Origin of the sequence: Pseudomonas sp. Sample_9 (genome assembly GCF_004307535.1) — a bacterium.
GTDB lineage: Bacteria > Pseudomonadota > Gammaproteobacteria > Pseudomonadales > Pseudomonadaceae > Aquipseudomonas > Aquipseudomonas mercuritolerans.
Genome location: NZ_RAZO01000154.1, coordinates 1,659 through 25,376 on the forward strand (window position 1 = coordinate 1,659; position 23,718 = coordinate 25,376).

Below are 23,718 nucleotides of genomic sequence, written 5' to 3' on the forward strand. Positions count from 1 at the left end.
TCCGCGGACTGATCAACCACAAGACCCGCCTCATCGAATCCTCATCGGGCAATCTCGGCGTTGCGCTGGCCATGGTCTGCGCTGCCAAGGGTTACCAGTTCGTTTGCGTGATCGACCCGAATATTTCCGCGCCGAACCGCAAGCTGATTCACGCCCTGGGCGCGCAAATGCTCATGGTCGATCAACGCGACGAGAACGGCGGTTATCTGAATTCGCGGATTCGTCTGATCGAGCAACTGGTCGCTGATAACGCCGACTACATCTGGCTCAACCAGTACAAGAACCCGACCAACCCCCTCGCTCACTATCAAGCGACTGCAACGTCCATCGCGCGCAAGTTTCCCCAGGTCGATTATCTGTTCGTCGGCGCTGGCACCACCGGCACGCTGATGGGCTGCAAGAACTACTTTGCCGAACATCATCCGCACACCAAAGTCATTGCCGTCGATACCGTCGGCTCGGTGACGTTCGGACTGCCGGGCGGCACGCGCCATATTCCGGGGCTCGGCACCAGCCGTCTGCCGGAGATATTCGAGTCGTCGGGCATTCACGACTTCCTGTCGATTCCCGAGGAACAGACGATCAAGGTCTGCCGTTGGCTGGCGCAACGCTACGGCCTGCTCTTCGGCGGCTCCACCGGCACTGTGCTCGCCGGCATCCGCCAGTGGGCGCCGCATATCCGACCCGACGATGTCGTGGTGGCGATCTCCCCCGACATGGGTGAGCGCTACCTCGAAACCATCTATTCCGACGACTGGGTCACCCAGCGGATCGGCGCAACCGCACTGCAGCCCCTTTTCCCTGAAATCGCTCTGGCACTCTCGGCGTAATCCTCATGACCACACAGAATCTGATCCAGCCGTTCCACGTCATCCCCGGCGCTGTCGTCAAAGACATCCTCAATGGGCTGCGGCATGCAACCATCGACATGGTGGCGCAGACCTACCTGACCCACGAGCGTGGCGAAACCGTTAACCCCGACAGTTATTTTCTACGTTTCCCTGCGCAACCGGCGAACCGGATCATTGCGCTGCCGGCGGCCATCGTCGACAGCGAGGGCGATCAATCCGTCTCCGGGATCAAGTGGATTGCCAGTTACCCCGACAACATCAAGTCGGGCATTCCGCGCGCATCTGCGGTGCTGATTCTCAACGATCCCGAGACCGGTTACCCCTACGCGCTGCTCGAAGGTGCGCTGATCAGTGCCGTGCGCACGGCAGCCTCGGCAGTTTTGGGTGCCTGGTGGCTGAATGGTCAGAACCGCCACGCGCCGAAGCTTGCGATCATTGGTGGCGGGGTAATTTCTAGGAATATCCTCGAGACTTTCGTCGCCGACGACTGGTCCTTCGATAGCGTGGGCATTCATGATCTCAACGCCGAGTCGGCCCAAGCCCTCGCGGAATTTGGCGAACAACTGGGCCTGCCGGATGTGCGTCTGCTGTCGCTCGAAGACGCACTGACTGCCGACATCGTGGTGTTCGCCACCAGCGCGGGCGAGCCGTACGTAAAAGGCCAGGGCACGTTCCGCCCGGGGCAGATTGTTCTGAACATTTCGCTGCGGGATATCGGCGCCGAAATCATCGAGGAAAGTTACAACTATTTCGACGACATCACCCATTGCCTGAAGGCCAATACCTCACCGCATCTGGCCGAGCAGCAATACGGCCATCGCGACTTTGTCACCGGCACAGTGGCGCAGCTGATTCGCGGTGACCTGCATGTCGCCCAGGACAAACCGCTGATCTATTCGCCATTCGGCATGGGCATTCTCGATCTCGCGATTGGCCGGATGATCCACGACATTGCGGTGGCGGCCGGTACGGCAATTGCCATCCCGTCCTTTTTTGGCGAGGAGCGCAGATGGTGAAGGCGCCTGTGCACATCGGCCTGATCGGCTGCGGTTCGCGCGGATTGTCGGTATTCGAGCGCCTGTTGAGCCGCGCCGAGGAACGCCCGCAACAACCGGTGGTCATCGACATCTTCGAGCCCAACGTGCTCGGCAGCGGCGCGCACTGGCCCGATCAACCGGACTACCTGTTGCTCAACACCGTCGCCGGTCAGCTCGGGGTATTTCCCGACGCAGCAGCGTTCGGTGATCTGACCGACGCCCGGGAACGGCCAGGGCCGGACTTTCTCGCGTGGTGCCGAGACCGGCGCGTCAAGGTTGACCCCGACAGTGGCCTGCTCGCCGCCGACGGTCGCGACGTCGAGCCGGAGGATTTTCTGCCTCGGCACCTGCTCGGCGCTTATCTGGCCGACGCCTTCACGCGGATCCTAGCGACCGCACCCGCCTGGGTCACGGTCAATCTGCATCGGCATCAGGTCACGGCGGTCGAGCGCAACGAGAATCAGCAATACCTTCTGCAAACCGCCGACGGCGCTGCGGTGACGGTGGATCGTCTGGTGCTGACCGTTGGCCACACCGGACGCCTGCGCCTGGCGGGGCAGAACCGGGTCGACAACGTTTACCCGTTGCCGGGCAGCCTCACCACCGTCGAGCCCGGCGAAACGGTGTTGATCGAAGGGTTGGGCCTGGGCGCCATGGACACCCTGGCGGCGCTGACGGCTGGCAGAGGCGGGGTCTACAAACCCATGGCCGATGGCAGTCACACTTACCAGCCGTCGGGTCAGGAGCCGGTGATCTTCATTCAGTCGCGGGACGGGCTGCCGTTTCGCACGCGTCCCAACGGTTTGATCGGCTGCCCCCGCCATAACGCCGTGTTGCTGACCAGCGAGCGCATCGAGTCGTTGCGGGTCAACGCGCACAACCGCCGACTGGATTTCGAACGGGACATTCTGCCGCTGATGCTGCTGGAGATGCGTGCCGCTGCGGTCGCCGTTCTGCATAAACCCTCAGCGCCACAACAGCTGCTTAAGCAGCTCAGAACCGTCAGCGTTGCCGGCCCAGCAGGTGTTGTCGCCTGCGAAGCTCTGCTGCGCGAGTTCGAAGCGATTGCCGGGGCAATCAATCCGCTGGAGCTGATCTGCCACGCACTGCCCGACAGCGTCACGCCTTACAACTATCACGCATGGATTTACGACACCCTCGAAGCCGACTTGCATGAAGCACGTCTGGGACGCGGCGCGTCGCCGATCAAAGCCGCCATCGAAGTCTGGCGCGACTTGCGGGACCGGCTGCGTGAGGCGGTCGATTTCGACGGGCTCACCGAAGATTCGCATCGGCAGTTCTATGGCCGCTGGCACAAGGCGATCAATCGTCTGGTCGCCGGCCCGCAGAAGGAGCGCCACGCCGATCTGCTCGCGCTGTGTGATGCCGGTTTGCTGACCTTTCTCAAGCCTGGCTCACGCCCCGCGATCGAGCACTTCAAGCGAATCGCCGGTTACGTCCAGAGCAGCGGCGTCGCCCACAGCGACTGCGCGCCGGTGCGCGACCTCGCGCGCCTGGGCCTTGTGCGTCCGCGCACCGATGTGCCGGGCATCGACGGCATCGATGTCGACGCGGCCTGCCACCCCAAATCGAACGGCGGCGAAGCGGTGCGTGACATCTGGGTGCTGGGGCCGCTCGCCGAAGGCTCCTGTTATTACAACCACTACGTCACCTCGGCGGGCGCACCTTCGCGGCTGTTCATGGACGCCCATCGAGTCGCCACCGCCATCCTTGAGACAGGAACTCGCGCATGAAACTCTACTATCAGACGCATTCGCCGTACGCCCGCAAGGTGTTGGTGCTAGCTCACGAACTCGGCATCGCGTCGAGCCTGGAGGTGATTCATCACGAAACCAGTCCGACTTCGCCAAACGCGACCATCTACCAGGCCAATCCGCTGGGCAAAGTGCCGGTGCTGATGCTGCCGGACGACACCGCACTGTTTGATTCAATCGTCATTTGCGAATACCTCGACGACCTGAGCGGTGGCCGCAAATTCATCCCGGCCAGCGGCCCCGAGCGCTACCAGGCGCTGCGCCTGCAAGCGTTGGCGCAGGGTATGTGCGACGTCGGTATCAAGCTGCGCTGGGAAGTCGAGCGGCGCCCCGAGGCTTTGCGCTATCCGGCGTACGCGGACGGCCAGGCCTACAAACTCAAGGAGGCGTATCGCTTCATCGAAGAGCACGTCGACCTCAATGGCCCGATCACCGTGGGCCACATCGCCCTGGCGACTGCCCTTGACTGGATCGCTTTTCGTCAACTTTCGGACTTCTCGGCGCAGGCACGCCTGAGCGAGTGGTATCAGACGTTCTGCCAGCGCGCGTCCATGCGGGCGACCGAGTACAGCGGACAGACGCACGACTAGGCCAAGGAAATCGCTATGAGCTCTCTATTGCTGCAAATGTCACCGATCGCGCTGGTGATCGCGCTGATCCTGATCCTCCGCCGTCCGCCGGTACAAGCGGCGCTGGCCGGTGTGGTGCTGGTGCTGGTGCTGTGGGCACTGGGCGCCGCCGGGCCGGTGTCGGCGGCGATCTCCTCGGCGATATTTCAGGACACCACGATCCTGTTTCTCAGCACCGCGTGCGTCATCGTCCCGGGGCTGGCCTTCGTCATTCTGGTCGAGCGCGGCGGCGCACCACAGGCCATCGGCGCGTGGGTCAAGGAACTCGGCTGGACGCCCCCCGCGCAGGTGATTTTCATCGTGCTGGGCCTGGCACCGCTGCTGGAAGCGATGACCGGCTTCGGCGTTTCGCTGATCGCCACGGTGCCGCTGCTGATGGGGCTTTTCACTCGCCAGTCGGGGATGAAAATCGCTCTCGCCGGCATGGTGATCATGCCGTGGGGCACGCTGGGTCTGGCAACGGTGATCGGTGCCTTGCTGGCGCATTTGCCGGCGCAAACCCTCGGTAGCCATTCGGCGCTGATCAGCGCGCCGGTGTTCCTCTGCCTGGCGTCGCTGGCCTTGTGGCAGGCCGGCATCCGCAGGATCACAGCGTGGCTGGGGCTGCTTGTCGTGACGGCCCTGTTCGTTGCCGTGCTGTTTGGCGTCAACCTGTGGCTCGGCCCGGAAGTCTCCGGTGTGCTGGCCGGGCTGGCCGTGGCTTGCGTTGGCCTGGGCATCTCCTGGGCGCAACGGAAAAAACTGGTGCGCTGGCCGAGCGCGGCATGGCCTTATCTGGCCTTGCTGGGAGTGATTGTGGCGTCGCGCGGACTGTTCGTGCTGTCGGGCTGGGATGGCCTGTGGGTCGTCAGGGGCGAACACGTTTCATGGAAGCCGCTGGCGTCTCCAGGGCTGGCGCTGCTGATCGTGACCGTGCTGATGGCGTTCAGGCAAACCGCGGGCGGCGGCTTCCCGTGGCAAGCGCTGTTCAACCGGGCGAAGTTTCCGGTCACGACAATCTTCCTGTTCCTGCTGCTCTCCCAGGTGATGGTCAACGCCGGATTCCTCGTCGAGGCGCAAAGCGCGTTGCAATCCATGTCGGGTATTTCGCTGGCGCCGACGATCGCCCTGCTGGCGGGGATTGCCGGTTATGTCACCGGCTCCAACGTCGGCGGCAACACGCTGGTGATGCCGTCCATTGCCGCGCTGAGCAGCGAACACGGGGCGTGGCTGGCGGCAATGGTCAACAGCGCCGCCGGCCATGGCGCACTTGGCTCGCTGTCGATCCTGTCATTGATCACCGGACTTGCCGGTGCCAACCGCCAGGAAGAAAACAGCCTGATCCGCTTCGCCTTCGGTCTGGTGGCGCTGAACATCGTCATAGTTGCTGCAACGGGGATCGTTTTGCTCTACTTTCTGTGAATTGTTTCGAATCATCACAGAGAACTTATGGACAGGTTTGATTTGCCGGACAAGCGCTGGCGGATAGTCAAGGACTGGATTATTCGCCAGATCGACAGCGGTGACCTGGCGGCCGAAGCGAAACTGCCGTCAATCCGCGTTCTGGCGCGGATGTTCGAGACCAGCATCACCACGGTGCAGCGGGCGCTGGCCGATCTCGAGGCTGATGCCTACGTCTCGACCGTGCCCCGCGTCGGCTACTTCGTCTCGGCGTCAGGGCGGGCAAAACCGTCCGGCGCCTTCGACTTTTCCAGTGTCACCGTCAACGTCAATCATGCGGTAGTCGCGATGCTCTCCGAAGCGGCGTCGCGCACCACCGCATCACTGAATTCGGCGGTGCTGCACAGCGATCTCACGCCCAACGTGCTGCTCAACAAATGCCTCTCGGTGCTGGCCGCCAAGACTGACAACGCGCTGAGCGGTCTGGTCGCGCCACCCGGCCTGCCGGCGCTGCGACGGCGCATCGCCGGGCTGATGCTGACACGCGGCGTGGTCTGCGGGCCGGACGATATTCTAGTGACCTCGGGCGACACCATCGCTCTGGAACTGGCCCTCGAAGCCGTCGCGTCGAAAGGCGCTACAGTCGCCATCGAAACCCCGACTTATTACGGCATTCTGCAGACCATCGAACGCCTGGGCATGCGCGCCTTGCCGATCCGCACCCACGGCCGCACGGGCCTGGATGTCGATCATCTGGAGGAAGCGCTGAAGCAAAAAAAGGTCGCGGTGATTTTTCTCAACCCGACGCTGCAGAATCCGCGTGGCTTCATCATGCCCGACGAAGCGCGCGCGCGACTTTCACGGATCGCCCGCGAAGCGGATGTGCCGATCATCGAAGACGACATCTTCTTCGACCTGGTGCCCGAAGCTGATCGGCCGCGCGCCCTCAAGAGCTACGACAGCAGCGGCCAGACGATCTACTGCTCGTCCTTTTCGAAAACCATCGCGCCGGGTTATCGCGTCGGCTGGTGTCTGGCCGGCAAATACCGCAATGCCATCCTCGCGCAGATGTTTTCGCGCAACCTGGCCGTTTCCAGCCTGGCGCAAAATGTTCTCAATGAATTCATCGGCCGTGGCTACATGGACGAGCACTGCGCCAGATTGAGGTCGCAACTCTCTTCGCTGGCGAGTTTTGTCGAAGCGCTGGTGCGCACGGATTTCCCGACCGGCACTCTCTACGTCCCACCGCGCGGCGGCTTCATCCACTGGATCGAAATGCCGGCACACACCGACATGCCGACGCTGCAGCAATTGGCCACGGAGCGTGGTTGCCACGTGGCTGGCAGCGGCATCTTTTTCGCCGACGGCCAGGCTTCCACAGGCGTGCGCATCTGCCTCGGCACTGCGCTGACGCCGGCGGTGATCGGCATTCTCAAGGTGATCGCTGAATGCGCCCACCTTGCCGCACGCCCGACGAGCCTGCGGCAGATGCCGACTGAACAACTGCAAGAGCCGGCAGTTTCCTGACCGGCTCACGCGAGCCTCGCTTATGAATCAGAAAAGAACCCGTATTCGCTTGCCGCATCCCCCGCCGTATCGCCCGAGCCGCTGGACATTCTGGCTGACGGTGCTCGCTGGAGTGCTGATTGCCTTAGCCGTATGCCTTTCGATCTCCATGCTTGTCGAAAGCTGGATCAGCGGCTCCATCACCACCAACAATCGCGGGCCGCGCAGCACCTACACCTTGGCACTGCAACCTCGGCGATACTGGTTCGAGTTCCTTTGGCAGAGCTTCTGGACCGCGTTCATGTTGGCCATCGGTGTGTTCGGGCTGTGGATTTATCGCAAAGGGCGGGTGCGTGAGCAGAGGCCGAAGCGCAAGCGCTCGCGATGATGAAGTTGGGGTGCTTCTTCGAAGCGGCCTATTGAACCTAGGCTTTGCCCTTCAGGTGAAACACCAGATTGCGGGCCGTAGCGCTGCCAACTTCGCGGCGACTGAGTGAGCAAGAGTACGAAATGGACTACGGACATTTACCCTGTTACGCGCCTTCCAGTGGCAATGTCCTGCAACGCCTGTCCCACCCTTCCTTCCGAACTCGCAGGTCCGCCCGACATACCTGCGCCGCCTTCCCCGGCATGCTTGCGTCTCTGTTTCCAGAATGCGGAAGACCCGATGAGCCAGCTCAAACCTGCTGATACGCAAGACCATAAAATCGATTCACTGCTGGGCGAACTGGGCGAGCTGATTCGCCAGGCGCGGCAAAAAGTGCTACGCGCGGTCGATACGATTCAGGTGCAGACCTGTTGGCAAATCGGCCGGCATATCGTCGAGTTTGAACAACAGGGAGCCCAACGTGCGGGATATGGGAAAAAATTGATTGGCCTACTGGCTAAGGATCTGACCGGGCAATTCGGGAAAGGGTTTGATGAAACCAATTTGTGGAAGATGCGCCTGTTTTATCAAAAATTTCCAATTCGAGACGCACTGCGTCCCGAATTGAGCTGGACCCACTACCGCCGGCTACTGCGGGTCGAAAGCGAGAAAGCGCGCCTGTGGTACATGAACGAATGCGCCGACCTCAACTGGTCAAGCCGCGCCCTTGATCGTCAGATCCTGACGCTCTACTACGAGCGCCTGCTGATGAGTCCGGACAAAGCCGAGGTGGTCGAGGAAGCCACGACCAACATCGACGCGATGAAATGCAATCCGCGGGAATTCATTCGCGATCCGGTCATGCTCGAATTCCTCGGCCTGCCCTCGGCAGGCAACGTCAGGGAAAGCGGACTCGAACAAGCACTCATCGACCACTTGCAAAGCTTTCTGCTTGAACTTGGCAAAGGCTTTTCCTTTGTCGCCCGCCAACAACGCATCAGCACTGACGGCGTCGACCTCTATATCGATCTGGTGTTCTACAACTACCTGCTCAAGTGCTTCGTGATCATCGACCTCAAACGCGGCAAGCTCAGCGCCCGCGATGTCGGGCAGATGGACATGTATGTGCGCATGTACGACGAGCTCAAGCGCAGCGACGGTGACAAGCCAACCGTCGGTATCATTCTGAGCGCGGAAAGCAATGACTCGGTGGCGCGCTATTCCATGCTCAAAGGCAATGAGCAACTGTTCGCCAGCAGCTACAAGACGATACTGCCGAGCGAAGAAGAGTTACGTGCTGAACTCAACCGCGAACAGGCGTTGATCGAAGAACGCATGCTCATTCAATCCAGTGAATGAACCGGCCGGATTGTTCTTGATCAGCGCGGCGACTATGGTTGGCACCTAACCGCCGAGGTCAAGCGCCATGAGCTGTCAGCAGACATCCGATGTGGGCGCCCTAGAGTTGAGCCAAGCAGCTTTGACTGTAACTAAAGCCACGCCCTTCAAGGAAACCGCAGCCGACGGCTACGCACTCGGCGGCTTCACCTGGCGCCACAGTTCGCCCAATCCTCAGCGCCCGGTGGTCATCATCAACGCCGCCACCTCGGTGCGCTGTCGGCACTATTCACGGTTCGCGGCCTACCTGTTCAGCCATGGCTGCGATGTGATGACCTACGATTACCGGGGCATTGGCGAATCAAGCAGCGAGTCGATCAAAGGGCTGCGCGCTTCGTGGACTGACTGGGGCGCGCTGGATTTCCAAGCGATGCTCAAACGCGCGCAGCAGGAGTTTCCCGGTCAGCCAATCGATGTGGTTGGCCACAGCTTCGGTGGTTGCGCGGCCGGTCTCGCCGCATCCGGCAAGGTAATCCGACGGCTGGTAACCGTCGGTGCGCAGTTCGCCTACTGGCGCGATTACGCCCCCGAACACCGCTGGCGGATGTTCGGCAAGTGGCATGTGGTCATGCCTTTGATGGCGCTGCTCTGCGGTTATTTTCCAGGCAAGCGGCTCGGCTGGCTGGAGGACACGCCCACCGGTGTAGTCCGCGACTGGAGCACACCCACCGCGCGTTACGAGGATCGTCCAAGCGGTCGTGCTCTGATGAAAAAGGCGGGCGCCCTGCCTTTCGCCAACGTCCGCGCGCAGACCCTCGCCATCAGCCTCAGCGACGACCCATACGGTACGATCCCGGCGATCGAACGCCTGCTCGGCTATTTCAGCAACGCGGCAAAAACTCACCTGCGCATCGAGCCGCAGGACATCGGCGAACGACAAGTCGGACATTTCGGCTTTTTTCGCAGCGCATACCAAGCCACACTATGGCCCATCGCTCTGACCTGGCTGCAGACCGGCGCACTGGCCCCCGACACACCCGGGCGGCAAGTCCCGCGCAGCTGAGCCCTTCTCCACGCACGACGGAACACATCATGGCCTCCGCCAACAAGCAGCAAAAACGCGCCACCCGGGCCAAAGCCAAGGCCAAGCAGAACCGCACCAAGCGTGCCGAAGCGCCGGTCGAGCTGGACCCGAACGACGACCGCATCGATTTCGAATCGGTGGACCTGACCGAACTGTTCAAGAAAATGATCGACGCCGAGAAGATCAGCCAGCAAGCCATGTGCACCGCGTTCCTCGAAGACCCGCTGCTGGAACTGGTCTATGAGCAGGAGGGCGAAGAAGGCGCGATGGATTTCATCCTCGCCGCGCTGATCGAGTATCGCCAGTGGTCACAGGAAACCGACGAGGCTGGCGCGCTGGCGTGGATCGAATCCCCGGCCTTCCAGGCTGACTATGTGGCGGCATCCGACGCGATCGCTGCACAAACCCAACAGAAGAACTGAGCTCCCATGGCATCCCTGAACAAGCAACAGAAACGCGCCAAACGCGCCAAGGCCAAGGCCAAGCAGATCCGCATGGTCGGGCGCAAACCGCTGGATCAGGACGAAGACCTCGGCCACCTCGCCGAGCCGATCCCGGAATACACCCTGGCGATGTTCAGCAAAATGCGTGAAGCCGAAGCGGTCAGTCGCGACGAAATGCTGCTGACCCTGCTGCGCGAACTGGCCTTCATCATCGTCGACCATCCTGAACTGCTCGACATGGAAAACGCCGACAACGAAGGCATGGCCGCCACCCACCTCGCCGCCGACATGCTCATCGACTACCGCATGTGGGCCGACGGCATCACCATCGAACAAGCCCAGGCCTGGCTGAGCGAGCCGCAATTCATTACGGATTTCGGGCTGGCGCTGGATGCTTATGGGAAGTCGGTAGACACCCAGGAAGACAAGAGCGAATAAGCCCTGCTCAGAAACCAAAACGGCCGCTAGTCATCCCTGACAGCGGCCGTTTTTTTGTTTGGATGGCCTAGCACTCTTTGCCCAATGACAATGTATATCCCGTTGACATATCCCCAGCACAACCTATCCTGAACCAATCACAGGATCAGGCCCGGAGGTCGGATATGGAGCAGACCACAATTTTCATGAGCAATAGAAGTCAGGCAGTCCGCCTGCCAAAGGCAGTTGCGATGCCCGGCGACGTTAAACGCGTGGAAGTTATCGCGATTGGCAGAACACGCGTCATTACGCCTGCTGGAGAAAGCTGGGATAGCTGGTTTGATGGCGACAGCGTCAGCCCTGATTTCATGGCTGACCGTGAGCAACCCACTGATCAGGAGCGCGAGTCGTTCTGATGATCAAATACATGCTGGATACCAACATCTGCATCGTCACCATCAAGAACAAACCACAAATTGTCCGGGAAACCTTCAATCGACATTCCGGGCAACTGTGCATAAGCGCTGTCACACTCATGGAGCTTATTTACGGAGCTGAAAAGTCGGCGGCCCCGGAGAAGAATCTGGCAATTGTCGAAGGATTTGTCGCGCGACTGGATGTCTTGCCTTTCGATAACGACGCAGCCGCACAGGCCGGGATGATTCGATCTGAACTCGCGAAGGCTGGAACGCCGATCGGGCCATACGACCAAATGATCGCTGGCCACGCGCGCTCACTTGGACTCATTGTAGTGACGAACAACGTACGGGAGTTTGAACGCGTTTCCGGTTTGCGAATCGAGGACTGGGTTTAACCTGATTGAAAAGCTCAGAAACAAAAACGGCCGCTAGTCATCCCTGACAGCGGCCGTTTTGCATTACGCGTTAAAAATCAGTTCAACACCACCGCACCGCGCTTTTCCAGCTTGCGCCGGCGCGACACCAGCAGACCGGCAGCCACCACCATCAGGCTCAGCAGGCCGGTGGCGAGGATTTCCACGCGGTGGGCTTCCTGGAACAGCATGATGGTCAGCGCGGCGACGATGAAGATGATCACCGCCCAGGTCAGACCCGGGAACAGCCACATGCTGAAGACAATCTTCTCGCCGCGCGCCATGCCTTGTTTACGCATACGCAGTTGCGAGAAGGCGATCACCAGGTACACCAGCAGGGCGATGGCGCCGGAGCTGGCCAGGAGGAATTCAAACACCGCGGCCGGAGCCACATAGTTGGCGAAGGTGCAGAGGAACGCTGCGCCGGTCGACAACATCACTGCCCAGTAAGGCGTGCCGCTTTTGTTGGTGCGGGTCGACATGGCCGGGGCATCGCCGCGCTTGCCGAGGGAGAACAGCATGCGCGACGAGGTGTACAGCGCCGAGTTCAGGCAACTGGTCACCGCCACCAGCACAACGATGTCGACGATCATCTTCGCATTGGGAATGCCCATGCGCTCAAGCACGGTCTGGTAGGAACCGAGGTTGGCCAGGGTAGGATCGTTCCACGGCACCAGCGCCACCACGATGAAAATCGAAACGAGATAGAACAAGCCGATCCGCCAGATCACCGAGTTGGTCGCCTTGGAGATCTGCTTGCCTGGGTCCTTCGACTCCGCCGCCGCGATGGTGACGATCTCGGTGCCCATGAACGAGAACATGGTGGTCAGGATCGCGCCCAGCACAGCGCCCATGCCGTTGGGCAGGAAGCCACCGCTGTCGAACAGATGCGACACACCGCTGACCTGGCTGGTCGGCAGGAAGCCAAAAATCGCCGCAAGGCCGAGGCCGATGAAGCCGATGATCGCCAGCACCTTGATCAGGGCGAACCAGAACTCGAACTCGCCGTAGTTCTTCACGCTGAACAGGTTGGTCACGGTCAGCAGCATGGTGATGACCAAAGCGAAAGCCCAGATGTCCACGCCCGGGAACCACGCGTGCAGGATGGTCGCGGCGGCGTTGGCTTCCAGCGGAATCACCAGCACCCAGAACCACCAGTACAACCAGCCGATGGTGAAACCGGCCCAGTGACCGATCGCGCGGTCGGCATATGTCGAGAACGAACCGGTGTCCGGCGAGGCTACGGCCATTTCGCCGAGCATGCGCATCACCAGCACCACCAGAGTGCCGGCAGCGGCGTAGGCCAGCAGCACGGCCGGGCCGGCGGCAGCAATGGCGTGGCCGGAGCCGACGAACAGACCGGCGCCGATCACCCCGGCGATCGACAACATGGTCACATGACGCGGTTTGAGCCCCTGTTCGAGGCCAGTGGAGCTTGGGGTACTGCTCATAGAGACTACCTTTGCAAGGAAAGCGAGTGCGTCCGGCGCGTCTGAAAATTCTTTCTCGTAAAAAGAATCCAACGGCCTGTTCCTTATTCTGCACGCAATATTTGCGCCAAAATGTTTCAAGTCCTTGAGGGCCGGGGGCTCCGGCATCCGATGCAAGTCCTTGAGTTTAATGGCTATTCGCCAGAACGTTACCCGGCGACTCACTTTGATGACGAATCCGCGCACCAGAAACACACAGAAAAAGTGTGCGGCGCACAGAAAAAGGGCGAATAAGGAACGTTCGGCCGGATAGCGCTTCCAACACCCCGCCAAAGCTGGCAACATCGCGCCTTTTTTTACGCGGCACCCACGGGTTTGCATGATCAAACGCCCGTTAGGTTGTTGAAGGGGCGACAGTCTGCTGCGCCGATGCGACAACCCGCCACATGCCACCCGTTTACCGCTCGTAGCGCTGTTGGCTGCCATTGAAACGCTATGCTAGCTTGGCCGCCTCGCCAGGAAGGCCCGCCAACAGCAGGAGCGCAACATATATGAGGAACGCACATGGCTGAGGCCACGCCCGCGCTTGAAATCCGCAACTTGCACAAACGCTACGGACAGCTTGAGGTGCTCAAAGGCATCTCGCTGACCGCCCGCGACGGCGACGTGATCTCGATCCTCGGCTCTTCCGGTTCCGGCAAGTCCACGTTCCTGCGCTGCATCAACCTGCTGGAAAACCCGCACCAGGGCCAGATCCTGGTGGCCGGTGAAGAACTCAAGCTCAAGGCCGCGAAGAACGGCGAACTGGTCGCCGCCGACGGCAAGCAGATCAACCGCCTGCGCTCGGAGATTGGTTTTGTATTTCAAAACTTTAATCTGTGGCCGCACATGAGCGTGCTCGACAACGTCATCGAGGCCCCGCGCCGCGTGCTCGGCCAGAGCAAGGCCGAGGCCATCGAAGTCGCCGAAGCGTTGCTGGCCAAGGTCGGCATCGCTGACAAGCGCCACGCCTATCCGGCGCAATTGTCCGGCGGCCAGCAACAACGCGCCGCCATCGCCCGCACGCTGGCAATGCAGCCGAAGGTGATCCTGTTCGACGAACCCACCTCCGCGCTTGACCCGGAAATGGTTCAGGAAGTACTTAGTGTCATCCGCGCATTGGCCGAAGAAGGCCGCACCATGCTGCTCGTGACCCACGAAATGGGCTTCGCCCGCCAGGTCTCCAGCGAAGTGGTGTTCCTTCATCAGGGCCTTATAGAAGAGCAAGGATCGCCACAGCAGGTGTTCGACAACCCGCTTTCGGCGCGCTGCAAACAATTCATGTCCAGCAACCGCTAACGGAGCAACATGCATGCAGAATTTCAAAAAGGTCTTCCTGGCCGCCGCCGTCACTCTCGCGTTCAGCGCCGGTGCCATGGCTGAAACCCTGAAGATGGGCATCGAAGCGGCCTACCCGCCGTTCAACAATAAAGACGCGAGCGGCCAAGTGGTCGGCTTCGACAAGGAAATCGGCGACGCCCTGTGCGCGAAGATGAAAGCCGAATGCTCCGTCGTCACCTCTGACTGGGACGGCATCATTCCGGCGCTGAACGCGAAGAAGTTCGACTTCCTGATTTCCTCGCTGTCGATCACCGAAGAGCGCAAAGCCGCGGTGGACTTTACCGACCCGTACTACTCGAACAAATTGCAGTTCATCGCGCCGAAAAATGTCGATTTCAAAACCGACAAGGACTCGCTCAAGGGCAAGACCATCGGCACCCAGCGCGCAACGCTGGCCGGCACCTGGCTGGAAGACACCTACGGTGACGACATCAAGGTCAGCCTCTACGACACCCAGGAAAACGCCTACCTCGACCTGACCTCCGGTCGTGTCGACGCGATCCTCGCCGACAAGTACGCCAACTATGACTGGCTGAAAACCGACGCCGGCAAGAACTACGAGTTCAAGGGCGACCCGGTGGTGGAAAGCGACAAGATCGGCATCGCCGTGCGCAAGGGTGACAACGAGCTGCGCAACAAGCTGAACGCAGCCCTGAAGGAAATCGTCGCTGACGGTACCTACAAGAAAATCAACGACAAGTACTTCCCGTTCAGTATCTATTGATCTGACCGGTGGGACCGGCGCCGTGATCAAGCGGCACCGGCTCCCGACTTTGCCTGCCGCAATTTGAACAGAAACCCATGATTATCGACCTCTACGGATTCGGCCCGGCGCTCGCCGCTGGCGCGCTGATGACCGTCCAACTGGCCCTCACCGCCCTGTGCCTGGGCCTGGTGCTCGGCCTGCTCGGCGCCTTGGCCAAGACTTCCCCGTACAAGCCGCTGCAATGGCTTGGCGGCACTTATTCGACGCTGGTACGCGGCGTCCCCGAATTGCTCTGGGTGCTGTTGATCTACTTCGGTACGGTCAACCTGATGCGCGCCCTCGGTGAGTACTTCGGCAATCCCGACCTGCAACTCAACGCGTTTGCCGCCGGAGTGATCGCACTGGGCCTGTGCTTCGGCGCGTACGCCACGGAAGTGTTTCGCGGCGCCCTGCTGGCCATTCCCAAGGGTCACCGTGAGGCCGGCCAGGCCTTGGGCCTGTCGAAATGGCGGATTTTTACCCGGCTGATCATGCCGCAGATGTGGCGCATCGCCCTGCCGGGCCTGGGCAACCTGTTCATGATCCTGATGAAGGACACCGCGCTGGTCTCGGTGATTGGCCTGGAAGAAATCATGCGTCACGCGCAGATTGGCGTAACCGTGTCGAAACAACCGTTCACCTTCTATATGGTCGCCGCGATCATGTACCTGGGCCTGACCGTGCTGGCGATGACCGGCATGCACTTGCTGGAAAAACGCGCCGCTCGCGGCTTTGCGAGGAGCGCGCAATGAACTGGGAAGTCATCATCAAGTGGCTGCCGAAACTGGCACAGGGCGCGACCCTGACGCTGGAACTGGTCGCCATCGCGGTCATTGCCGGCCTGCTGCTCGCCATTCCGCTGGGCATCGCGCGCTCTTCGAAGCGCTGGTACGTGCGCTCGCTGCCTTACGCCTACATCTTCTTTTTCCGCGGCACGCCGTTGCTGGTGCAGCTGTTCCTGGTCTATTACGGCCTGGCGCAGTTCGACGCAGTACGTGAAAGCGCGTTGTGGCCATACCTGCGCGATCCGTTCTGGTGTGCGACCGTGACCATGACCCTGCACACGGCGGCGTACATTGCCGAAATCCTGCGTGGAGCCATTCAGGCAATTCCGCCGGGAGAAATCGAAGCCGCGCGGGCCTTGGGCATGTCCAGGCCGAAAGCGATGTTCTACATCATCCTGCCCCGCGCCGCGCGCATCGGCCTGCCGGCCTACAGCAACGAAGTGATCCTGATGCTCAAAGCCAGCGCCCTGGCCAGCACCGTGACCCTGCTGGAACTGACCGGCATGGCGCGCACGATCATTGCGCGCACCTATCTGCCGGTGGAAATTTTCTTTGCCGCCGGCGTGTTCTATCTGGTCATGGCTTACGTGCTGGTTCGCGGCTTCAAGCTGCTGGAACGCTGGCTGCGCGTCGATGCCTGCCAAGGCCGCTGAAACGTCCCACGTGCTGACGGGCGAGGCCCTACTCGCCCGCTTCACCGCGCTGGATGCTTTTTTGATTAAGCATCAGGCGCTGTGGAAACCTCGGCCGTTCACCCACCTTTCGCTTGCCTGGGAAGCGTCTTATCCCGAGGTGTCTGCGTGGCTACGCGGGCGGTCGCTGGAAGATGCAGAACGCACGCACAACCATCCTGCTGATCTTGTTGAAGCGCCGGAGCCGTTCGCTTCATTGGCGAAGTTGTCGGCTGAGCTGAGTGCGGTCGGTGAGTTGTCGGGGCATGCGCTTGAGGCTGCCGGGCATCGCTTGAATGTCGATGTGCCGGGTCGTAAGTGGCAGCAGATTGAAGCGTTTGCCAGTCGCTTGTCTTTCGCCTCGCAGCCGACGCATTGGCTGGACTGGTGCTCCGGCAAAGGGCATCTGGGACGCCGCCTGTTGGGTGCCGGGCAACAATTGACTTGCGTTGAATACGATCCTTTATTGGTCGCCAGCGGTCAGGCCTTGAGTCAGCGTCATCACTTGAACGCCCTGCATGTCGAACAGGATGTACTCGCGGCGGATGCCCCAGCCGTATTGAACGCCGCGCACACACCCATCGCCCTCCACGCGTGCGGTGATCTGCATGTGCGCTTGATGCAACTGGCCAGTGCCGCAGGTTGCCAGCAAATGGCGATTGCGCCCTGCTGCTACAACCGCATCAGTCGCAACGAATATCAGGCCTTGTCCTGCGCAGGATCGGCATCGCTCCTAAAGCTGTCGCTGGAAGATCTGGCGTTGCCGATGAGCGAAACCGTCACCGCCGGTGCTCGCGTCCGACGTCAGCGCGACACCTCGATGGCTCGTCGCCTGGCTTTCGACCTGCTGCAACGGCAAGTGCGCGGCGTCGATGACTACCTTCCAACGCCCTCCCTGCCCAGCGCCTGGCTGGATAAACCGTTTGCGGACTATTGTCTCGATCTAGCAGCGCTGAAGGAGTTATCCACAGTCGGCTCGCCAGACTGGTCGACACTCGAAGCCGCCGGTTGGCAGCGGTTGGCCGAAGTGCGCAACCTGGAATTGCTTCGCGGATTGTTCCGACGACCGCTTGAGCTCTGGCTGAATCTGGATCGAGCGCTTTTCCTCGCAGAACAGGGATACTTCGTACGCCTCGGGACCTTCTGCGATACCTCACTTACACCGCGTAACTTACTGCTGCTCGCCGAACGCGCTGAAAACATCACAGCCTGTGGATAACTCTGTTGATGGATTTTCCGTGGATCCAATATCTGCGCCTGTTTCGTCGCCTTAACAACACTGGTCATTTTTTGTTCACATAAATAAAAACCGGTAAAACAGGGATTTGCGAACAAGATGAGAATGGCTTCACAAAACCTCGCCCAAGCAGTCCTAGCGCCCCTCAGTTGTGCATAAGCTGCCAACCAAAACGACATAACCGACGAATATTGGGCTGGCCGAGTGAATAACTGCAGGGTCCCGAAAGCCCAGACTCAACTGTCCGCCCTGCATAAATGCCTCACTGCAGGTGAGGTACAAAAAGCTGCGTATAAATTTACGCAGGGCCTCATTTTCCGGGAATGCAAAAATAGTCTGAATTCAGGGGTTTACAGGATCAACCCAATCGCTATAATCGTCGCCCACACGCCGGTATAGCTCAGTTGGTAGAGCAACTGACTTGTAATCAGTAGGTCCCGGGTTCGACTCCTGGTGCCGGCACCATACAAAATAAAGCCCCTGCAGAAATGCAGGGGCTTTGTTGTTTCTGGCGTTTGGAGCCCACTAGGAGGTCCGCATCGCTGCGACAAAACCAACGACGCCTTATCTCAACCAGCAGCCCCCTACTCTGCCCGCGCGCCTGGACCCGTTACAATTTCACATCAGCCCAACATTGAAGGGCTCTTGCACCTACCTATAATGCACCCCAACACACCCGCCAAGCCTAGGTTGACCCAGTCAGCAAGCTCAAATCGTGCGGGTTTTTTTTGGCCTGGAGAAAACTACATGAGGCCCTTCGACAAGCCGGCCCTCAGCGTAGAACAGCAATTGGAACTGCTAAAGCAACGAGGCCTGCAAGTCGCAAATGACGAGCGCGCCATGCGTTTCCTGGAAGTGGTCACGCTGTTTCGCTTGAGCCCCTACATTCGCCCTTTTCAGGAAACAAACCCTGAACACACCTTCAAACCTAGTAGCACTCTGAAAGCAGTCGTCGACATCTACCGCTTCGATGGCTCGTTGCGACGCATAACCATGGATGCTATCGAACGTGTCGAAGTCGCCATACGAGCGGCTATCAGCAATCACATGTGCCCTAAGTACGGGCCTGACTGGATAGCTGACGCGTCAATCTTCTCTTCTTCATATTCACACGGCGATTTATTGCGGCCCCTGCGCGATCAACTGGGCAAGGAGCGCAACAAACTGGAACGTGAGATTGATAGTATAAAAAAGAGCAGCCGAGCTGATCAGGTCCAGCAGCAGCGAATTGAAAATCGCATGCGCGATAACTATTTTCGATTCTACGGATCAACCTATTCCCATCCCGAGTTGCCGCCCGCCTGGGCTGTTCTGGAAGAGCTTAGCCTTGGGACGGTATCCACGATGTTCAATGCCATAGGCAAAAGCGTCGACAAGAAAGCGATCGCGAGCAGATTCAATCTCCCCTTCGAAGTACTGGCCTCCTGGCTCCACACTCTGACCTTCATTCGAAACTGCTGCGCCCACCACTCACGGCTATGGAACAGAGAGCTCTCGATTCGACCATCCTTACCAAAAGAATGGGTCATCCAAAATGCGCCTGGCGATCGGCCTCAACCCAAGCAGCGGCTATTTATAGTGCTAACGATGCTGGCGTATTTAACCGATTTGATCAGTCCAGACAGCCAGTGGAAATTTCACTTGGCCGAAATAATGGACCAGAGGGAACCGGGTGATTTGAAACTTATGGGATTTCCAGATAACTGGAAACGGCAGTCGCAATGGTGTTTGGGGTAGAGGAAGCCAGAGGTCTTGTTCTTTTGCCATTGCGCGGAGAAACAGAATTGAGGACAGACCACGTTTTTCAAAAAATGACAGAGTCGCAACCTGAATTCATTTTTTACGATTTTAGTGCTGACGCCATACAAAACGAAGCCCTGCAAAAATGCAGGGGCTTCGTTTCGTATTGCAGAGGTCAGGCCAAAGGCCTTAGTGGTATCAAGCAATATGCAAATCCCGCAACGCCTCAGGATGCTGACTTGCCACCCGCAAGAGAGTCTGCGCTGCACCCGTCGGCTGCCTGCGCCCCTGCTTCTAATCCTGCAAGGTCCGCAGACTGACACCGATCAGTTTGGCGAACGCAGTTTGTGAAACCCCCACCTTGGCGCGTGCTTCTGCTGCCGCAGAGAGCGGCACCTGTTTTACGCGCGAGGCCTTTCCGGCTTTCATCTGACGTACAGATTCCAGCAAGTCCTGCTGGAATTGCTCCAGTTCATCGACCATCGCTGATTTCCTCCTTCAGTTGCTTGAGGAAGGCTACGGGCAAGTTGTCGAGCTTTGCCTTGGTGTAGGCAATGAGCAACCAAATCGGGCCTTCAGCAAGCGTGTTGTAATAAATGATGCGTATACCGCCTCGCTTACCATGCCGCTGCAAGTGCAGCGCACCTTGCGCATACCTCCACTACCAGGCACGACATCACCAGCCACACCATAAACGTTAGTAGGGACAGACGAAATGCATGGAGCATGCCTTGGGAAATTTGTTGTTTCAGTCGCGCGCGATCCTCATCTTCATGCTTATGCCTCGCAGTATCTGCACGAGCCAAGCAAGGCACTGATCGATGATGTGGTGAAAGTAATGGATGCGCCGCCAGACAAACCATTGATGTAAACCTTCATATGAAGCCCTCGTTGATGCGAGGGCTTTTTGCGTTTCAGGCCTGCCGAAAACATGCCCGTCTTCCCTCCTGCATCTATCCAGATAACCCGCCAGCCACTGGAGCGTTCTTGGCCAACGCATCGGCTGCCCAGCAGCCAACTGGAACTAACGCCGAGCGCAACACTCACTTACAAAGCGCGGCGCTGTGGAAGAGTCATCTCGCTTCATCACGTCAGCACAACGGACTGAATGCATGACATGGACCTAGAGACCATCGATGAACTCGACATCAAGAACGCCAAATGCCTCCCCAAGTCCCCTCCACGTCAGGGACTTTGCTGACTGCCGAAATATCGCTCACGGCGCTGCATTCATCATCGTTTCGGGCAGCTCCGCGAAAGATTTTCCCATCGAACAGTTTGCCGACATCCCGATGATTACGGTGAACGGTGCGATATCCATGTTCATGGGAACAGGCATAAAGCCGTTTTTCTACGCATGCACCGACACCAGTTTTTCGCTACAACAACCTGAACTGTTTGCCTATGCGATGCGCACCAGTCAGCGTGTAGCTGTGTGGGCTAACCAGGCTCAGGAACTGATTGTTGAGCCGACAGGTGATCTCTATTTGCTCAAGAAAGCGCCCAAACCAACCTTGACTGAATGGCTACTGCGCAACAACCAGGATCTGGTACGTAATCGAGCTGTTTGGGGTAGTCGAAACCGCAGTATCGGGTTCAGCAAAAACCTGGCCCATGGTTTTTTTGATGCCCGCACAGTCTTGTATCTCGCACTCCAACTTGCCTATCACGCAGGCTTTTCAAAGGTGATTTTGGTGGGAGCGGACATGAACCAGTCCGCGGGGCGCTTTTACGAGACTGATGGAAGCTCTATCTCCCCTTGCGGGCTGGACCAGCATTTTCATTCCAGAATTCTTCCATCTCTGAAACTCATGTCCGACAAAGTCATCGACAGTGAATTTGCCGTTTACAACTTGTCGCCCTCTTCGCGAATTCCATCCAGCGTCATTCCCGTCACAACGCTCGACAAAGTCAAAGCGATAATTCAGACCTGAGTGATCTCGAACACAAACGAAATCCTGCCCTCACTTGCGCTCCAGACATAGCGCAAATGCTTGCCCTGCTTCGGAATCGATACCGCCGGCGGACGAAACGCCGCAACGCATTCATGCCCAGGCAACCGCACGCTGCTATAGAGCAAGCCCCACGACTCGGCGTCGCGCAGTTGCCGTGCGAACAACTGTGATGGGCCATAGGCCTCAGGATCAGGCTGATGCAGATGATCAAAGCCATGGCGAACGTCGTGCAGCGGCTTGATCACCTGATTGATGTAAGTACGCATGGTCAATTCGAGATCGGCTTCCTGGGTCGCCGCGAGAAAGCGTTCCTGATGAAAACAGGTTTCAGCGATGGCCGCACTCTGGCTGCTGGCGGCGTAATAGACGCCGAAGGTGCCGTCACTGAAACGGCTGCGTTTGCCGACGTGAGTGAACGCAGCCATCACCGGGCTGGAACCGGGGCCGGACAGGCGATCTTCGGGACGTACGCGGGCAAGGACGCCGGCCTGTTCGACCAGCCGATCATTGGTCAGCGCTTCGATGGCGTAGGCAACTTCGAGGTCCTCGGGGTCGAGGACGTCTTCAAACAGCGCGATCGGCGGGAAGCTGCTGTTGACGATGCGATAGGCGCGTGGCCATGGCACATCGACCAGCTGCGGAGTTTTCAACCGCGGACTCCGTCGAGGTAGCGGCGCACATCCGCGATATCGACCACCCGGCCCGCCAGCATGTAATCCAGCGCGGTTTTGCCATTGAACGGTGCCGCGGTGTTCGGGCTGCTGACCCACTTGTAGGCGCGCTCGCGGCTATTGCTGAAGATGATGCTCAACGCCTTGTGGATGCCCATCAGATAAGAGATGCGCTCAAGGGTGTCGTGGGGCAGGCGTATGTTTGGCAGGTGTTTGTATTTATAGAATGTGGTGTTGCCGACTCCACCGAGCAGGGTGCGTTGTTGCTCAGCGCTACAGCCCCAATGCTCCATGAGGCTGAAGAAGAACTTCAACGCAACCCGGCCGGCTTCGGGGGCGTCGAGTTGTTCGCGTGGGGTGAGAGCTGGGGATGAGGTAGGCATAGACGCCTCCTGATTTTTGTCTTAGATGAAGACTAGTACATAACTGTAATTTTTTAGTGTTTTGATACACAAACGAACGAATCGTAACAATCAAACGCAAAGAAGCCCGAGTTAAGCCGGCTTATGTATTTCTGCGCTATTGAAACAGTTCTGAATGACTCCCTAAATCCACGGACGTGATCAGGTCTGGACGTGTGTTCTCGTAAACCATCAGAAAGTCGCCACCGATATGACACTCGCGGAATCCAGACCAATCTCCAGTCAGCGCATGATCCAGATATTCTGCGGGTAACTGCTGCCCCAGGAACAACATTGCCATCACCTTCCGAACGTCGTTCATATCTCGCCTCCCGGCACGGTTATAACGATCCCAAGACTTCTTGAATTCAGAAGTCTGTGCACACTGTTTAGGTCGATCAGCGCGTTTTTGTGTTTTCTCCTGTTTCGCCATCAGCATTCCTCAGCATGTCGTCTATCGAGTCGAAACGCTGACGGATTTCTCGTGCTTCCATCATTGCGCGGGCCGTCTTCTCCGATGGAACTCGCACCTCGAAGGGAAGCCCCTGAGTAGCAACAACCTGTCGCAGAAAAAGTCGCATGGCGTCACTAATGCTCAGCCCGCAAGCGTTCAAGACTTCAGTGGCACGCGCTTTCAAATCCTCATCAATGCGGCAGCGCACATCGGTAGTTTTCAGGAGTGCAGCCATTTCAATTACCTCATCGTGGTTTTGTAGCTACATCAGCGCTACCTCTGCATTGTATTCGGAGTGATCTTCGTCGGTCAACGCGAAGTTGATAGGTGGTGATCTACCACCATGGCTCGCATGCCAGACATCCATTTCAACTCCTTTGACTGTTGGGCGCTATCAGCTAAATCGTTACTTTACCCGAGACCTATCTGCGTATGACGCAGGCAAAAAGCTAGGGAGATGTAAGCTGTTTCTCTTCGAAAGAATCTCCCCGCGCACCAAAACCACGCAATTTTTTGACCTTCATCACCCCCACTTCACCAAAAACCCCGATCCTCTGTCAGCCTCCAGCCATCGGCGGGGAAATCAATTC

26 protein-coding genes, 1 tRNA gene and 2 pseudogenes are annotated in these 23,718 nt (G+C 58.9%); 22 read left to right on the plus strand and 7 right to left on the minus strand.

Annotated elements, in window-relative coordinates; all coding sequences use genetic code 11:
* The 13 genes from sbnA to vapC form a co-directional block, all read left to right on the plus strand.
* A partial coding sequence (sbnA, locus tag D6877_RS07875) for a 2,3-diaminopropionate biosynthesis protein SbnA (RefSeq protein ID WP_130910421.1) occupies window positions 1-830 on the plus strand: 830 nt, incomplete at its 5' end.
* A 5-nt stretch (window positions 831-835) separates the two neighbouring features.
* Entirely contained in the window at window positions 836-1,867 is a 1,032-nt protein-coding gene (sbnB, locus tag D6877_RS07880; RefSeq protein WP_130910406.1) for a 2,3-diaminopropionate biosynthesis protein SbnB, read from the plus strand.
* Complete coding sequence (locus D6877_RS07885) at window positions 1,861-3,642, plus strand: FAD/NAD(P)-binding domain-containing protein (RefSeq protein WP_130910407.1); 1,782 nt, start codon at window positions 1,861-1,863, stop codon at window positions 3,640-3,642. Before sbnB ends, D6877_RS07885 begins: the two co-directional genes overlap by 7 nt.
* Window positions 3,639-4,253 carry a glutathione S-transferase gene (locus D6877_RS07890; protein ID WP_130910408.1) on the plus strand — a complete coding sequence of 205 codons (615 nt, stop codon included), beginning with the start codon at window positions 3,639-3,641 and terminating at the stop codon, window positions 4,251-4,253. Before D6877_RS07885 ends, D6877_RS07890 begins: the two co-directional genes overlap by 4 nt.
* A gap of 15 nt (window positions 4,254-4,268) precedes the next feature.
* On the plus strand, window positions 4,269-5,693 hold the full coding sequence (locus D6877_RS07895; RefSeq protein WP_130910409.1) for an L-lactate permease: 1,425 nt from the start codon (window positions 4,269-4,271) through the stop codon (window positions 5,691-5,693).
* 27 nt (window positions 5,694-5,720) lie between these two features.
* Complete coding sequence (locus D6877_RS07900) at window positions 5,721-7,199, plus strand: PLP-dependent aminotransferase family protein (RefSeq protein WP_130910410.1); 1,479 nt, start codon at window positions 5,721-5,723, stop codon at window positions 7,197-7,199.
* 22 nt (window positions 7,200-7,221) lie between these two features.
* Window positions 7,222-7,566 (plus strand): hypothetical protein, encoded by a 345-nt coding sequence (locus D6877_RS07905; RefSeq protein ID WP_130910411.1) that lies wholly within the window; start codon window positions 7,222-7,224, stop codon window positions 7,564-7,566.
* A gap of 279 nt (window positions 7,567-7,845) precedes the next feature.
* Complete coding sequence (locus tag D6877_RS07910) at window positions 7,846-8,904, plus strand: PDDEXK nuclease domain-containing protein (RefSeq protein WP_130910422.1); 1,059 nt, start codon at window positions 7,846-7,848, stop codon at window positions 8,902-8,904.
* Window positions 8,905-9,025: 121 nt separating this feature from the next.
* Window positions 9,026-9,946 (plus strand): alpha/beta fold hydrolase, encoded by a 921-nt coding sequence (locus D6877_RS07915; protein ID WP_241662871.1) that lies wholly within the window; start codon window positions 9,026-9,028, stop codon window positions 9,944-9,946.
* A 29-nt stretch (window positions 9,947-9,975) separates the two neighbouring features.
* A complete protein-coding gene (locus tag D6877_RS07920) occupies window positions 9,976-10,389 on the plus strand; it encodes a hypothetical protein (RefSeq protein ID WP_016772137.1) in 414 nt (137 codons plus the stop codon).
* A 6-nt stretch (window positions 10,390-10,395) separates the two neighbouring features.
* Window positions 10,396-10,848, plus strand: a complete 453-nt coding sequence (locus tag D6877_RS07925) for a hypothetical protein (RefSeq protein ID WP_130910413.1) — start codon at window positions 10,396-10,398, stop codon at window positions 10,846-10,848.
* Between the two features lie 164 nt (window positions 10,849-11,012).
* Window positions 11,013-11,243, plus strand: a complete 231-nt coding sequence (gene vapB, locus D6877_RS07930) for a type II toxin-antitoxin system VapB family antitoxin (RefSeq protein WP_039756568.1) — start codon at window positions 11,013-11,015, stop codon at window positions 11,241-11,243.
* Complete coding sequence (vapC, locus tag D6877_RS07935; protein ID WP_130910414.1) at window positions 11,243-11,641, plus strand: tRNA(fMet)-specific endonuclease VapC; 399 nt, start codon at window positions 11,243-11,245, stop codon at window positions 11,639-11,641. The genes vapB and vapC overlap by 1 nt, the downstream gene beginning before the upstream one ends.
* 77 nt (window positions 11,642-11,718) lie before the next feature.
* Here the strand turns inward: vapC and gabP are convergent, their stop codons facing one another.
* Window positions 11,719-13,110 carry a GABA permease gene (gene gabP / locus D6877_RS07940; RefSeq protein WP_130910415.1) on the minus strand — a complete coding sequence of 464 codons (1,392 nt, stop codon included), beginning with the start codon at window positions 13,108-13,110 and terminating at the stop codon, window positions 11,719-11,721.
* Between the two features lie 543 nt (window positions 13,111-13,653).
* Between gabP and D6877_RS07945 the strand changes: the two genes are divergently transcribed.
* The 7 genes from D6877_RS07945 to D6877_RS07975 all read left to right on the plus strand — a co-directional run bounded on the left by D6877_RS07945 (window position 13,654) and on the right by D6877_RS07975 (window position 19,644).
* On the plus strand, window positions 13,654-14,427 hold the full coding sequence (locus D6877_RS07945) for an ABC transporter ATP-binding protein (protein WP_024011209.1): 774 nt from the start codon (window positions 13,654-13,656) through the stop codon (window positions 14,425-14,427).
* A 13-nt stretch (window positions 14,428-14,440) separates the two neighbouring features.
* Window positions 14,441-15,193 carry an ABC transporter substrate-binding protein gene (locus D6877_RS07950; protein ID WP_042608621.1) on the plus strand — a complete coding sequence of 251 codons (753 nt, stop codon included), beginning with the start codon at window positions 14,441-14,443 and terminating at the stop codon, window positions 15,191-15,193.
* A 77-nt stretch (window positions 15,194-15,270) separates the two neighbouring features.
* Entirely contained in the window at window positions 15,271-15,966 is a 696-nt protein-coding gene (locus D6877_RS07955; protein ID WP_016772144.1) for an ABC transporter permease, read from the plus strand.
* Window positions 15,963-16,652, plus strand: coding sequence for an ABC transporter permease (locus D6877_RS07960; protein ID WP_016772145.1), 690 nt, complete (start codon window positions 15,963-15,965; stop codon window positions 16,650-16,652). The genes D6877_RS07955 and D6877_RS07960 overlap by 4 nt, the downstream gene beginning before the upstream one ends.
* Window positions 16,633-17,889 (plus strand): methyltransferase, encoded by a 1,257-nt coding sequence (locus D6877_RS07965; protein ID WP_130910416.1) that lies wholly within the window; start codon window positions 16,633-16,635, stop codon window positions 17,887-17,889. The genes D6877_RS07960 and D6877_RS07965 overlap by 20 nt, the downstream gene beginning before the upstream one ends.
* Before the next feature lie 407 nt (window positions 17,890-18,296).
* Window positions 18,297-18,372, plus strand: a tRNA-Thr gene (locus D6877_RS07970).
* A 282-nt stretch (window positions 18,373-18,654) separates the two neighbouring features.
* Entirely contained in the window at window positions 18,655-19,644 is a 990-nt protein-coding gene (locus D6877_RS07975) for an Abi family protein (RefSeq protein ID WP_130910417.1), read from the plus strand.
* A gap of 201 nt (window positions 19,645-19,845) precedes the next feature.
* Here D6877_RS07975 and D6877_RS07980 read toward each other — a convergent pair.
* Window positions 19,846-20,130: pseudogene (locus D6877_RS07980) on the minus strand (antitoxin Xre-like helix-turn-helix domain-containing protein).
* A pseudogene (locus tag D6877_RS30225) lies at window positions 20,120-20,334 on the minus strand (transcriptional regulator); the annotation flags it as partial. The pseudogenes D6877_RS07980 and D6877_RS30225, both read right to left, overlap by 11 nt.
* A 28-nt stretch (window positions 20,335-20,362) precedes the next feature.
* Here D6877_RS30225 and D6877_RS07990 point away from each other — a divergent pair.
* Window positions 20,363-20,518: a DUF3077 domain-containing protein gene (locus tag D6877_RS07990; protein ID WP_241662872.1), complete on the plus strand. Its 156-nt coding sequence runs from the start codon at window positions 20,363-20,365 to the stop codon at window positions 20,516-20,518.
* A gap of 265 nt (window positions 20,519-20,783) precedes the next feature.
* Complete coding sequence (locus D6877_RS07995; RefSeq protein ID WP_130910418.1) at window positions 20,784-21,581, plus strand: lipopolysaccharide biosynthesis protein; 798 nt, start codon at window positions 20,784-20,786, stop codon at window positions 21,579-21,581.
* Here D6877_RS07995 and D6877_RS08000 read toward each other — a convergent pair.
* The 4 genes from D6877_RS08000 to D6877_RS08015 form a co-directional block, all read right to left on the minus strand.
* Complete coding sequence (locus D6877_RS08000; RefSeq protein WP_241662873.1) at window positions 21,572-22,252, minus strand: RES family NAD+ phosphorylase; 681 nt, start codon at window positions 22,250-22,252, stop codon at window positions 21,572-21,574. The two genes, D6877_RS07995 and D6877_RS08000, sit on opposite strands and share 10 nt — an antisense overlap.
* Window positions 22,249-22,656: an MbcA/ParS/Xre antitoxin family protein gene (locus tag D6877_RS08005; RefSeq protein WP_130910419.1), complete on the minus strand. Its 408-nt coding sequence runs from the start codon at window positions 22,654-22,656 to the stop codon at window positions 22,249-22,251. Before D6877_RS08005 ends, D6877_RS08000 begins: the two co-directional genes overlap by 4 nt.
* 136 nt (window positions 22,657-22,792) lie before the next feature.
* Window positions 22,793-23,113 (minus strand): type II toxin-antitoxin system YafQ family toxin, encoded by a 321-nt coding sequence (locus tag D6877_RS08010; RefSeq protein ID WP_347233404.1) that lies wholly within the window; start codon window positions 23,111-23,113, stop codon window positions 22,793-22,795.
* On the minus strand, window positions 23,073-23,363 hold the full coding sequence (locus tag D6877_RS08015) for a type II toxin-antitoxin system RelB/DinJ family antitoxin (RefSeq protein WP_125917396.1): 291 nt from the start codon (window positions 23,361-23,363) through the stop codon (window positions 23,073-23,075). The genes D6877_RS08010 and D6877_RS08015 overlap by 41 nt, the downstream gene beginning before the upstream one ends.
* Between the last annotated feature and the right edge of the window lie 355 nt (window positions 23,364-23,718).